Origin of the sequence: Maricaulis salignorans, assembly GCF_900103475.1 — a bacterium.
Lineage (GTDB): Bacteria > Pseudomonadota > Alphaproteobacteria > Caulobacterales > Maricaulaceae > Maricaulis > Maricaulis salignorans.
The window spans coordinates 22,835-35,458 of sequence record NZ_FNHG01000020.1 but is presented as its reverse complement, the minus strand read 5'-3'; the positions used below and the strand labels follow the sequence as shown (position 1 = coordinate 35,458).

The 12,624-nt window shown below is 62.5% G+C and carries 12 protein-coding genes; 4 read left to right on the top strand and 8 right to left on the bottom strand.

All coding sequences use genetic code 11. The features are described 5' to 3' along the window. Positions 1 to 248 precede the first annotated feature (248 nt). The 4 genes from BLT42_RS13120 (at position 249) to BLT42_RS13105 (ending at position 3,193) form a co-directional block, all read left to right on the top strand. Entirely contained in the window at positions 249 to 1,124 is an 876-nt protein-coding gene (locus BLT42_RS13120) for a hypothetical protein (protein WP_091771528.1), read from the top strand. Between the two features lie 62 nt (positions 1,125 to 1,186). After that, positions 1,187 to 1,975 carry a hypothetical protein gene (locus BLT42_RS13115; protein WP_091771526.1) on the top strand — a complete coding sequence of 263 codons (789 nt, stop codon included), beginning with the start codon at positions 1,187 to 1,189 and terminating at the stop codon, positions 1,973 to 1,975. 103 nt (positions 1,976 to 2,078) lie between these two features. Next, entirely contained in the window at positions 2,079 to 2,450 is a 372-nt protein-coding gene (locus BLT42_RS13110; RefSeq protein ID WP_091771524.1) for a hypothetical protein, read from the top strand. A 71-nt stretch (positions 2,451 to 2,521) separates the two neighbouring features. After that, the gene (locus BLT42_RS13105) at positions 2,522 to 3,193 is read left to right on the top strand and encodes a glutathione S-transferase (protein WP_091771522.1); all 672 of its coding nucleotides are present in this window, start codon (positions 2,522 to 2,524) and stop codon (positions 3,191 to 3,193) included. Positions 3,194 to 3,202: 9 nt separating this feature from the next. Here the strand turns inward: BLT42_RS13105 and BLT42_RS13100 are convergent, their stop codons facing one another. The 8 genes from BLT42_RS13100 to BLT42_RS13065 form a co-directional block, all read right to left on the bottom strand. Continuing rightward, positions 3,203 to 3,496, bottom strand: a complete 294-nt coding sequence (locus BLT42_RS13100) for a type II toxin-antitoxin system RelE/ParE family toxin (protein WP_091771520.1) — start codon at positions 3,494 to 3,496, stop codon at positions 3,203 to 3,205. Continuing rightward, complete coding sequence (locus BLT42_RS13095) at positions 3,483 to 3,740, bottom strand: type II toxin-antitoxin system ParD family antitoxin (protein ID WP_091771518.1); 258 nt, start codon at positions 3,738 to 3,740, stop codon at positions 3,483 to 3,485. Before BLT42_RS13095 ends, BLT42_RS13100 begins: the two co-directional genes overlap by 14 nt. A gap of 79 nt (positions 3,741 to 3,819) precedes the next feature. Continuing rightward, positions 3,820 to 5,532, bottom strand: a complete 1,713-nt coding sequence (locus tag BLT42_RS13090; protein WP_091771517.1) for an NfrA family protein — start codon at positions 5,530 to 5,532, stop codon at positions 3,820 to 3,822. 18 nt (positions 5,533 to 5,550) lie between these two features. Next, entirely contained in the window at positions 5,551 to 7,647 is a 2,097-nt protein-coding gene (locus tag BLT42_RS13085; RefSeq protein ID WP_143024152.1) for a glycosyl transferase family protein, read from the bottom strand. Between the two features lie 103 nt (positions 7,648 to 7,750). Beyond that, a complete protein-coding gene (gene wecB, locus BLT42_RS13080; RefSeq protein ID WP_091771513.1) occupies positions 7,751 to 8,953 on the bottom strand; it encodes a non-hydrolyzing UDP-N-acetylglucosamine 2-epimerase in 1,203 nt (400 codons plus the stop codon). A 191-nt stretch (positions 8,954 to 9,144) separates the two neighbouring features. Next, complete coding sequence (locus BLT42_RS13075) at positions 9,145 to 9,885, bottom strand: PepSY domain-containing protein (RefSeq protein ID WP_143024151.1); 741 nt, start codon at positions 9,883 to 9,885, stop codon at positions 9,145 to 9,147. A 29-nt stretch (positions 9,886 to 9,914) separates the two neighbouring features. Next, on the bottom strand, positions 9,915 to 10,688 hold the full coding sequence (locus BLT42_RS13070; protein ID WP_233342495.1) for a copper resistance protein B: 774 nt from the start codon (positions 10,686 to 10,688) through the stop codon (positions 9,915 to 9,917). Continuing rightward, a complete protein-coding gene (locus BLT42_RS13065) occupies positions 10,675 to 12,603 on the bottom strand; it encodes a copper resistance system multicopper oxidase (RefSeq protein WP_091771509.1) in 1,929 nt (642 codons plus the stop codon). The genes BLT42_RS13070 and BLT42_RS13065 overlap by 14 nt, the downstream gene beginning before the upstream one ends. Positions 12,604 to 12,624 lie beyond the last annotated feature (21 nt).

Below are 12,624 nucleotides of genomic sequence, written 5' to 3'. Positions count from 1 at the left end.
CGGCGCGATACAGGCCCGGCGGCCAGAGTGTTTCGCCCCATAGATCCGGCATGAGCCTGCCGTGTACGCCCGAATACGGCAAGAGGCCGCGAAACCGGCCTCGCCTCAATTGATCCACAAATCGCCGGTTTATGCCCCATTGGCTGCCACAATTCACAATTAACCATAGGGTCAGTGTCAAACCGGCGCGCAAAATGAAGGGGGAGGCCATGCCCTTAGATAACCGTACAGATCCCGGCTTTGGGAGAATGACCGATCTGCCGCCCGATCTCGCAGAATTCCGCGATGTGCGCTCACCATCTGAAATGATCGCGCTGGGCCGCACCATCTCGCTGGCATCAGCGCGCCACGAAGACCTGCTGAAATTTCGCCGCACCTGGGGCGGCGCCATCGATGACGCGAGCCTCTCGGCAGAGACCGATATCAAGCCGATCGACCGTGCCGCGATCTATCCCAAATCCCATATCCTGCACTTTTCTGTGCTCGCCTCGCTGGTGCTGTTCGAAGGCCTGGCGAACGCCTATTTCTTCTCAACCGGTTCCGATCTGGGCCTGTTGGGCGGCTGGCTGCAAGCCATCACCGTCTCCTTCACCAATGTGATCGCCGCCTTCTTCCTGGTCGGCTTTCTCGGACTTCGGCACATGTCGAACCCGCACAAGCGCGTCCATAGCGGCCTCGCCGCTGTCGGTGTCGGGATTGGCGTCGTCACCCTGCTGGCGCTCAATCTGAGCGCAGCCCATTTCCGTGACCTGCTCGAATTCAACGCTGCAACGCTGGCTGTCGGCGCCGGTGATGTGACCGGTCTCGTGCTGACACCCGTCACCGCGGCGCTGTCGGACCCATTCGGCATCCAGACCCTGGAAGCCCTGCTTCTGCTGGTTCTGGGCACGACCTTCGCCGTGATTGCCGCCTTCAAGGGCCGCACATTCGACGACGCGATCCCCGGCTATGGTGGGGTCACCCGCCGCCTGGAAACCGCCGCCGGCGATCTGGAAAAGGCCCTGGAGGCCGGCTGGAAAGACGCCAAGAAACTGAGCCAGCACGAACTCGAACAACTCGTCGAAGCCAAGGAATTGCATGACGAGATCTGCCGCGATCTGGCGGGACCGAGCAACCACCGATAAGCTGCTAGCGGAGGCGGGCCCCCAAGCGGGCCCGCCACACTCATTAGTGGCGGGGGGCCCTTATGACCGGACGCGATATACTCGGAATATTCAATCTACTGATTGTAGCAGGCGTATTGGGCGCCATCAGCTATGCTGCCTTCGTACTCAAACCACCCGTCTATGACAGCCAGACCCTCTGCCTGGCGGGCACGGTGCCGCCGCACACGGTCGTGGTGATCGACAAGACCGACCTCTATTCCCCCGAACAGGCCGAGGCGATCGGAGCGCTGATTCTGTCCCAGCGCGACCAGCTCGCGGTCGGCGAACGCCTCTCGCTCTACGAACTCAATGAGAGCGGCCAGCTGCGCAATACCAATAGCTTCTCGCTGTGCAATCCGGGCGCCGGTGAACAGGTCAATCCGCTCTATCGCAATCCCGACCGGGTGCAGGCGCGCTATGACGCTCTGTTCGCCGAACCACTGGATCGCGCCCTCGCCGATCTCGTTCTGCCGAAGGACGCGCCCAACAGCCCGATTATCGAAGCGCTGGCCCGGCTCGGTCAGGATCCCGGTTTCGACCGCACCGTGCCGTCGCGCCAGATCGTGCTCGTCTCCGACATGCTGCAGAACTCAGAAGTCTTCACGGTCTATCGCCGCCGGTTGGGCAGTCTGGAGCACCGCGTCCCCGATCCCGCCATCGTCGCCGATGCGATTCGCGAAACCTATGGCGACAGCCTGCGCGGCGCCCGGCTCGATATCCGCCTCATTCCGCGCGGCAATTGGGAAGCCGAACAGCATGGCGACCTGATGCAATACTGGGACACGGTCTTCGCCATGCTCGGCGTTCAGGCGAGCTGGAACGCACTTTAACCCCACTCAAAGCCACGGCACCGGACAAGCCGCCTGTTTTCCACAGGCCAGCGCGGTCGCTCATAGCTTATGAATATCCGCCAGCGCCAAACCCACCCACTGTATGTTGTGGCACCCCGCCACCGACACGCAACCGGTTGAGGTTTCCATGGCCGCGCCTGCCCGACACCACGATGCTGACTGGATGGCATCGAGCGAACAGCTCAATCCGGTCCTCGACGAGGACATTCTGAGCTTTTGTGTCCGCTCACCGCAGCTGGTGGAGCTGGCCTTCACCCTCGCCGATCATGGGCATACCCATGTCGGCCATGTCGCGCGATTGACCGAGTTCACCCTGGTCGATCTGGCCAATGGCGATCCCTCGCTGGCCCGCGATCTGTGCCGGCGCCTGCACAAATGCGGCCTCGACACGGCGATGGAGCTGCCAGGCTGGCATGCGCCACTGAATGAGGCGCATGCGGGCCAATTCGACTAGCGCGCTGTTGCGTTTGCGACCAGCTGGCGTATTTCCTCTGACTGGTTTTGTTAAACGCCAGGGGCTGCCCGATGATCACCGTCCACCACCTCAATAATTCGCGCTCGCAGCGCATTCTCTGGCTGCTCGAGGAACTCGGCCTCGAATACGAGATCAAGAAATATATGCGCGATGCGACCACCATGCGCGCGCCGGCCGATCTCAAGGCGGTTCATCCGCTCGGCAAATCGCCGGTCATCACCGATGGCGATATCACCGTCGCCGAGTCCGGCGCGATCATCGAATACCTGGTCGACACCTACGGCCCGGCCCTGAAGCCCGACGCCGGCACCGAGGCCTATCGGCGCTATGTCTACTGGCTGCATTTCTCCGAGGGTTCGCTGATGCCGCCCCTGCTGATGAAATTGCTGATGAACCAGATCAAGTCGGCCCCGGCGCCCTTCTTCGTCAAACCAATCGCCAAACAAATCGCCAAGCGCGTCGACGACAATTTCATCGCCCCGGAACTGGTCAAGCTCTTCACCTATATCGAAGCCGAGCTGACCGCGCATGACTGGTTCGCCGGCGATGCCTTCAGCGGCGCCGATATCGCGATGAGCTTCCCGCTCGAAGCCTCCGCCGCGCGCGGCGGGCTCGACAAGCGCATGGTCAGGCTACAAGGCTTCGTCGATCGCATCCACGCCCGCCCCGCCTATCAGCGCGCGCTCGAACGCGGCGGTGAGTACGGGATTGTCGGGAATTAGGCTGGGCGTTCAGAGGTGCCTCAACGGGTCTTGCCATTGGCCGAGTATGCGCAGGATCTGCACATCGCCATCATCCAGCCGGCTGTAATAAATCGAATGCCTGGCCTGCTCGAACCGGCGCAGGCCGGGCGTGATGTCCCCGTAATCATGGCCGAGGCCTGGATATCTAGCCAGCAGGGCGAAGCGATCAAATAGCGAGTCGAAATACGTGCTCGCCCGCTCCAGCCCGAAATTCAGGATCGAATACTCGTATATCGCCTCGACATCGGCCTCGGCCCTGATCGTGAGCCTATAGCCGGCCATCGGCCTTCAACCGGTTTTCGACCCGCGCCTTGATTTCGGCGGGACCGCTGTCGCTGATCCCGCTCTGCAGGCTTTCCTGAACGATATCGCGCAGTTGGTTCTCGGCAGCATGGCGTTCCTGATCGCGGCGGATCAGATCGCGCATATACTCGCTGTCATTGGCGTAATGGCCCGATTTAATCCGGATTTTGATCCAGCTTTCCATCGCATCCGGGATAGTGATTGTCTTGCGCAGCATCGTCATGGGTGCGGCTCCTCTCGACAGAGATTACCACGCCCCGCCGTATGACCAAAATCATACTATGAGCGCATTTCGCCAGCCCCTAGAAGCTGAACACCACCCGCGCCATCAGCGCATCGCCACCGGTATCGAAATCATAGAGATATTCGACGTCGAAATCGACGCGGCGACGATAGGCATGATAATCATCACTGTCGAACCAGTGCGAAACCGAAATCCCCGGCCCGGCTTCGAACCGGTCCTGGCTGCCATACTGGTCGTCGGAATACTGGGCAATGGCGGTGACATAGGGCGTGACGGTCCAGCCTTCGGCGGTGCGGAAACGGCGGCCCTGGCGCACTTGCGCATAGGCGCCGAAATATTCGTTATCGCCGGGGATATAGGCGAGATCGGCATAGACGCTGGTATAATTCCAGCTCGCCGCTTCGGGCCGCCAGTCATAGCCATTGGTCCAGCCATAGCTGGCGCGCAAGAGCCAGTCATCGCGGGCATTATCCCCCAGCGCCACGAGACGCTCACCGGACAGGTTGAAATCGACCGACTGGAAGGGCTTCCAGCGGGCGCCAAATCCGAGCTGGCCGCTATCACTATCGAGGCTGTAACTGCCCGGCTCCATGCCGGCATAACCGCGCGCGAACAGAGTGATGCCGCGGCCGTTTTCATACAGCGCGTCGGGGCGCCAGGTGAATTCGGCGCCGATCGAGGACGAGCTGACACTGTCCTGCAGCCCACCCGAGAGGCTCACGCCCTCATTGCGATAGCTGGTGTAAATAAAGCCCGATGTGCGGCGTTCCAGTTCAGTGACTTCGCGGCGGACGCGGTAGAGATGTTCGGCATCGCCGCCCTGGGCCTGGAGAAGGTCGATCACGCCGATGAAGGCCGCAGCGGCCTCAGCCTCCTGACCGGCATCCTTATAGGCATAGGCCTGGTCCTCGAGAATGCCGGCATTGCCGGGCTGGAGCGCGATCACCTGACCGAAATGATCCGCCGCCTCGGCATTGGCGCCAATGCCGCGCAGCGCATAGGCCAGCGAGAGCCGGACATCGGTATTGGCCGGGTCCTGCGCCAGAACGGCGCGGAACTCACCGATCGCGGCGCGCGGTTCACCGGCGGCCTGCAACATCAAACCATGATCGAAACGGCGCCATGTCTGGTCATCAATCGCGATGGCGCGCGCCATGTATTGCGCCGCCATGCCCGGCTGGCTTTCGCGCAGCACCTGGGCTTGTTCGTCGTAATATTGAGCCAGCTGCAGGCCCTGGAATTCACCCGGGCGCACTTGCCACAGGCGGGACTGGGCATCGCCGATACGGCCGCTGAGACGAGCGGCGCGCGCGGCCTGCAGCTTATCCGACGGCGCATTGCTCAATTGGGCGGCATAATCCCAGCCGATCAGGGAGCGGTCCCAATCGCCTTGCGCTTCGGCCTGATACCCCAGCGAACGCAGCGCGAAGAGTTGTTGCCCGGTGTCGAGTTGATCGCGGCGGCGGACCACCTCCCACAAATCGCTGACGGCACGGGCGCTGTCGCCGGTTTCGATGGCGCAATTGGCGGCATCGAGATAGTCGCTGGCGCGGCCGAGCACGGAACCGAGCTCTTCCCAGATCGGCATGGCTTCGCTGCACCGCCCCTGCGCGTTGAGCTGGAAGGCATGATCGCGGGCCGAAGCAATCTCTTCAGGGCTCAGATCAGCTCCCGCCGTCGTGACCCAGCCGAGCGCGGCAGCCGAAGCCCCGAGCAGCATGGCGGTACGGGTAAAGCGGCCGCGGCCTCTGGATTTCATTTTGGCAGACATGACATGCTTCCTTTCCGCTCAGGGCGCGATGGCGCCGGAAGCGAGTTCCGGTTGGCTGTCGACGAGGATCTTCCAATCCGCATCCGACACTATGCCCGATTCCCGGGCTATTCTGATGAAATCGAACGGAGCCTCGCCCGCCGCGCTGACCCGGCGAATCCCCATCCAGATGGCCGCAATCTGTTCGTCATCGGCCAGGGCCAGGCGCTTCAGGATTCGCGCCGCGCGCAGATCAGGTTCCAGCGCGGTCCGGTCCCAGGCAAAACGCAGGCCGAAAGTCACATCGCTGGCCGGCGCGACCACGAAGCTGAGATCGGGCTTGAGCGCCGTCCGGAGCGCGGCCTCGGCGGCCTCGTCCAGCGGTTCGGCGAGCGCCAGTTTGAGACCGGCACGCGACGAGGCAAGCGGGAAGACGCCGAATTTGCGGGCCAGAGCGAGATCGATGCTGTCACGCACATCCTCGGCGACCTGCAAGGGGTCGAAGGCTTCGACCGGATAGCGCGAAACCTCGCTCCAGGCCGTGGCGATTTCCTCTTCGGTCGCGTGACCGGCCTTGACCAGCACCGTCGCCAGACCAATGCCGGCAGCGGAAGCTTCGGCTTCGGCCGCGACGAGCGTGGCGTCATTGATGATGCCGTAGAATTTAAGCGCGTCGCCGAGCGTATTGCCCTGTCCGCTGATCTCCGCCATCGACGGATAGGCATGCATCGTCTTGTCCCAGGTGATGCGCTCGCCGGTGACCATATGGACGGCGAAGCGGCGCGCGGCGCGCATCGAGGCGAGGAAGCCGACATAATTGCCGACCACCATGCGGATCGGCGACAGGATGGCGTGTTTGAGACCATGAGCCGATGCCGTGAATATCACACGATGAACGACGCGATTGATCAGGAAGAGGAAGTTGATCATCACCAGCGTCCAGACCCAGCTATTCGGATCGATCAGCGGAGGCAAAGTCCCCACCGATGGCACCAGCTTGGTGACAATCCAGTAGAGCGCCCACTGGAAGACAATCGCATAGGCCAGCATGCCGGTCGGTGCGGTCCAGATCGCCTTGCGGTCGCGATACAGGAAATAGCGGTGGGAGAAGGGTCCGATCCAGCCCAGCTGTTTCCAGCCGAGATAGGAAATCCCCAGCATCCAGCGCGATTTCTGCTTCACCGAGACCGACAGATTATCCGGGAAATATTCCCGCGTGCCGACCAGTTCGCGGCGATAGATCGTGCGCATCCCACTGCCATGGCGGCGCTTGATCTCGCCGACCGGGACTTTGGCCCAGAAGCGGACGAATTCCGATTTCAGCCCGGCCTGGAACAGACGGTGGCCGACATCATAGTCTTCGGTCAGGCTGTCAGTGTTGAAGGGCTGGTTGTCGCGCTCCTGGCATAACAGTTCGATACACCAGCGCGAGAACGAGGTCGCGACGCCGGCCGAGGGCACAAGCCGCGTCATCGCCGAGCGCGCGATCAGGTCCTTGCCATGCCATTCGGCAAACTCGTCCATGTAATGGCAGGGGATCAGCTCATTCCATTTGCGCGGCATGGAGAGCACGGGCAGCTGCACCATGTCGGAACGGTCGAGATAGGCATTGACCACCTTGAAGGAGAGCGGGTGGATGACGTCTTCGGAATCCTGCATCGCGAAAGCGTCGTAATGCACGCCGGCCTTCTTCTCATGCGCGAAGATGTTCTGGATCATCCAGTTGAGACAATCGGCCTTCGAGGTCGGCCCGGGATGGCCAACCATGGCGCGCACGACCTGTTTGTGCTGGCGCGCGATGCGGTCGACTTCCTCGATCGTGTCGGGGTCATTGGGATAGCAGCCGACAAAGATGTCGTAATTGCTGTATTCCAGCGAGGTCAGCGTATTCATCAACATGCGCGCGATGACATCACTCTCCTGCCAGGCTGGCACCATGATGGCGAGGCGCTTTTCCGGTGCCTCCATGATGGTCTTGGTGCTGGGCACAAAGCGGAAGGGCCGCGTCAGGACGCGCTGGCCCTGCAGAACCCAGAAATACAGGTCGAGAAAGGCGTCATCGGTCGAGGATATGAAGATCGCAATGGCGGCATAGATCGTCGCCCAGCTCAGGCCGGTCCAGTAGATTCGGGCCATTGTGGCGCCATCCAGCCCCAGCGCCCAGTCGGCCACAGACAGCCAGGTGCTTGCCCCGAAAGCCTGGATTGCCGCTAGTATTTCGCCCCAGCCCTCCACGAACTCAAGCCTCGACCTTGACGCGTGTCGCGTCCTGGACCGGGAGCACCGCCGATCTCAGCGCTTGCAGACCGGAGGCGGCTTGCGGCGCGTCCGGCTTGCGGCCAGCGCCGAGGAAAACCGAGACGAGCTGCGCGATGCGGCGGCCGGCATGGCCGTCACCAAAGGGATTGGCGGCGCGCGACATACGGCGATAGGCACGCGGATTGTCGAGCAATTGCCGGGCATTGGTCAGAATGGTTTCGGTGTGTGAGCCGACCAGACGGGCAACGCCGGCCTTGACGGCTTCGCCGCGTTCCGTCTTGTCGCGCAGCACCAGTACGGGGACACCAAAGCTCGGCGCTTCTTCCTGGACACCGCCACTATCAGACAGGATGAGATGCGAGCGCTTCATCACCGCGACGAATGCGGGATAGGCGAGCGGCTCGACCAGGTCGATGCGTTCCTCATCGCCCAGCAGGGCTTCAATCGGGCCGCGCACGCGCGGATTGAGATGCACCGGGATGACGAAGCGCAAATCCGGATATTGATTGCGCAGCAGCTTGATCGCCGTACAGACGCCGGCCACGCCATCATCCCAATTCTCGCGCCGGTGCAGGGTGACCAGCACGAGGCGTTCCTCGGGACGCAAGCGGTCAAGCGCCTGCGGGTGGATTTCCATCGAACCGACCATCTGGACCGCGTCGATCACCGTATTGCCGGTCATGCGAACCTTCTCGCTGGCGATCCCCTCATCGGTCAGGTTCCTGGCGGCGGCCCGGGTCGGCGCGAAATGCAGATCGGCGATCGGGGAGATGAGTTTGCGAAAGCCTTCCTCTGGGAAAGGGTGGCGCAGATCGCCGGAGCGAAGCCCGGCCTCGACATGGCCGACGGGAATGTCATTGAGAAAGGCGGCCATCGCGCCTGAAAAGGCCGAGGCCGTATCACCCTGGACGAGAACGAAATCGGGCCGGCTGGCGGCGAATTGCTCGCCGAGATCGCGGATCAACGCGCTCGTCAGACTGCTCAGCGCCTTGCCATTCCAGTCCAGCTCCAGCCGCGCATCAGGCGTAACGCCGAAGACCTGCAGGGCCTGGTCCGCCAGGGAACCATGCTGGCCAGTGGCAATCCACTCCGGCTCGAGATTGGCCGTATTCAGGAGTGCGGCGCGAACCGGCGCCAGTTTGATAACTTCCGGACGCGTGCCCGCAACGATTGAAACTTTCATGACCCCAGCCCCAGCTGTCCCGGCGCTTCGATCGGCAGAAGCACCATCATCATCCCCGGTGCTCCGGAGACACTTCGCTTATCGTTTGGAAGTGGGGTCGAAACCGCGCCGGGTTACGGCGATTTAAGGATCAATTAAGGTTATTCCGTCCGGCATGGGGCCATTGCGGGGCACAGCTGGTCATCGGGCATTCATGTTGGCGTTTTCGCCTGTTCCTGCCGCAGCGCGACTAGCAGGCTGCGCCGCATCTTGATGAAGAGAAGGAGCAGACCGGCGAAGACGGTCACAAGGCTGAACAGGGCGAAGGCCTGCAGCCAGATTGTGTTGAAATCATCGCGGTCCTGATAGCCCATGATGTGGAGCATCCAGAAGAAGTCGAACAGCCGCCACTCATCATTGCGACGGCTGGTGAGCATGCCGGTATTGACGGCGTAGTAGAGGCTGGTGCCGTCGCCATCGTCGAAATTGACCCGCCAGGCGGGCAGGTCCGCACCACGATATTCGGTCGTTGACGCCTCGAGCAATTCGGCCGAGGACGCCGGCAGGTCTCCGAGATGGAATTGCTCGGCCAGCGCGATTGCTGTGGCTTCTGAGATCGGGGTCAGTCGTTCCCCACTATGGGCATCGATCAGGTGGCGGGTGCCGAAATAATCCTCGACCTGATACACGGCACGCCCCAGCCAGGGCATCAACTCCACGCGCTTCACCACGCCGGACAGCCCGGCGAGACCGGCCGCCTCGGCCGGCGATATCGCACTCGCCAGCTCAAGATCGATGACCGGGACCGGCGCCACATTCTGGTCGCCATGCACATTATCAATGTCCAGCAGGCTCATCACCGCACCGCCGGCGACCCAGAGTACGATCTGGATGCCGACCAGAAGCGCCAGCCATTTATGGATCCGTGCGGTCCAACGCAAAACTGACGTCATGAAATACCCTCGCCTGGCCGAAGCCGGAGTTAAAACCAGAAGCGGATGCCGACGGCAATAACGCGGTCACTGGCCGCCTCGCCGTGCAAACGCGCCAGATCGGCCGTATCGCCCTGCAAATCATGCCATTCGATCCCGATATAGGGCGCGAATTCGCGGCGAATTTCATAGCGCAGACGCAGGCCGAACTCGGTTTCTGTCAGTCCGGAACCGAGATCATGTTCGTCGATCTCGCCAGCCGCGAAATGAAATTCGGCGCGCGATTGCAGCACAAGACGCTGGGTGATGAGAAGCTCATATTCGGCCTCTATGCGTGCCGTCATATCGCCGGCATCGCTGAGGAAAGCCGCCGCATCGACCTCGAACCAGTAGGGTGCCAGCCCCTGCAGACCGAGGACGGCATAGCTGGTCGACGGGCCAGGCTCGAAATCATGGCGCAGACCGAATTGAAGATCGAAATTGGGCGAAATGGCGCGGCCATAGAGGGCCTGCAGCTGGACCGATTCAAATTCCGATGCATCGACAGAATATTCGCCCTCGGTCTTGATCCAGAACTTGCGCTCATCGCCGCCGATCCAGCCCTGTGCATCCCACAGGATGGCGTCATCGCCGCCGCCGCTGAGATGCTCGAACCGGTCGACCAGCACCATGGAATGCGTGGCCTCCATGCCATGAAACATATGGGCTCGGGCCGCCGCCATTCGCGCCGGATCGGCATCGACAGGATTGCCCTGACGCGCCTGCGCAGCGGGCAGGATTGCGAGGGCCAGAAGCGCCGCAGCGAGAAGCCTAGATATGATCATGATGTCCTCCATGACCGGGGCGGACCGAAACGACCTGCATCATGCCGGCATGCATGTGGAAGAGAAGATGGCAATGAAACGCCCACTCCCCCAGCGCATCGGCGGTGACATCAACAGACAGCCGTTCGGCCGGTTTGACGATAATGGTGTGCTTGCGTGGCTTGTAGGCGTCCTCGCCGGTGACGACGTCGAAGAACATGCCGTGCAGATGGATCGGGTGCGGCATCATCGTGTCATTCACCAGCGTCAGGCGCAGGCGTTCATTGTGCCGGAAGACGATCGGCTCGACGACCGGCGAAAAGGCCGCCCCGTCGAAGGACCACATATAGCGTTCCATATTCGAGGTCAGATGCACCTCGACCTCGCGCCCGGGCGGCCGCCGGTCCGGATTGGGCTCCAGGCTCTTGAGCTGGGTATAGACCAGCACCCGGTGCGGCTCGTCCGCCAGACCAATCCCGCGCTCACCCAACCGGTCGAACACCATGGCCGGCATCATCGCGACGCCCGGGCCTGCGGGATGATCATGAGTGAGCGGCGCCTCCATCCCGGCCATCGGCACGGCGCCATGCCCCATAGCCGCATGATCCATCGCCGGCGCAGGAGCGGGTGTGCCATGACCCATGGCGGCATGGTCCATGGGTGCTGCGGGCGCTGGCATCGCATGGCCCATGGCCGCGTGATCCATCGGGGCAGCGGCCTCCGGCATCGCATGCCCCATCGCGGCGTGATCCATGGTGGAATGATCAACGGGCGCCGGCATATCATGGCCCATCGCGGCGTGCTCGCCGCCCATGGCGGAATGATCCATTCCCATATCACGCATGCTGAGCAGCGGCCGCTCGCGCAGCGGCGGCACGTCTGCCTGCATGCCGGCGCGCGGTGCCAGGGTGGCGCGGACATAGCCGCTGCGATCAATGCTCTCGGCCATCACCGTATAGGCCTCATCGCGCGGCTCGACGATGACGTCATAGGTTTCCGCAACCCCGATCTGGAACTCATCGGTCTCAACCGGCTGGACCGGCAGACCGTCAGCCTGAACCACGGTCATCGGCAGGCCGGGAATGCGCAGATTGAAGATCGTCATCGCCGAGGCATTGATAATACGCAGCCGAACGCGCTCGCCGGGATGGAAGAGACCGGTCCAGTTATCCTGCGGGCCATGGCCATTGATCAGATAAGTATAGGCCGCCGCCGTGACGTCTGAGATGTCGGTCATGCTCATCCGCATCCGCGCCCACATCGCCCGTTCGGCGACGGCCTGGTCGAGACCTTCGCGGCGGGCATCACGGAAGAAATCCACCAGGGTACGGCGCTGGGCATTGTAAACGTCCGGCACCTGTTTGAGCCGGTTGAAGACGGTGTGAGCGCCGTCAAAGGTCCAGTCGCCCAGCATCAGCACGTATTCACGGTCGTAACTGATCGGGTCTTCGCCGGCCGGGTCGATGATGATCGGGCCGTAATGGCCCATCTGTTCCTGCAGGCCGGAATGGGAGTGATACCAGTAAGTGCCCGACTGCCTGACCGGGAAGCGGTACTGGAAGGTCTCCCCCGGTGCGATGCCGGGGAAGGTCACGCCCGGCACACCATCCATCTGGAAGGGCAGCAAGAGGCCGTGCCAGTGAATCGAACTGTCCTCATCCAGCCCGTTGGTGACATTGAGCGTGAGCTCATCACCCTCGCGCCAGCGCAACACAGGGGCCGGCATATGCCCGTTCACCGTTACCGCCCGGCTGCCGCGGCCATCAATGGTCACCGGCGTGCGTCCGATATTGAGGTCAAAGCGCGTGCCCGAAAGCGCGGGCAGGCCGGCGCTGGTCAGCGGTGCCGCGCTCTGCGCCCAGGCCGGCAGGAGGGAGCTGGCCGCCGCGAAGCCGCCGGCCGCGATCGTGCTGGTGAGAAAGTCTCGCCGGTCCATGCGGATTACCTTGTGCTGGGG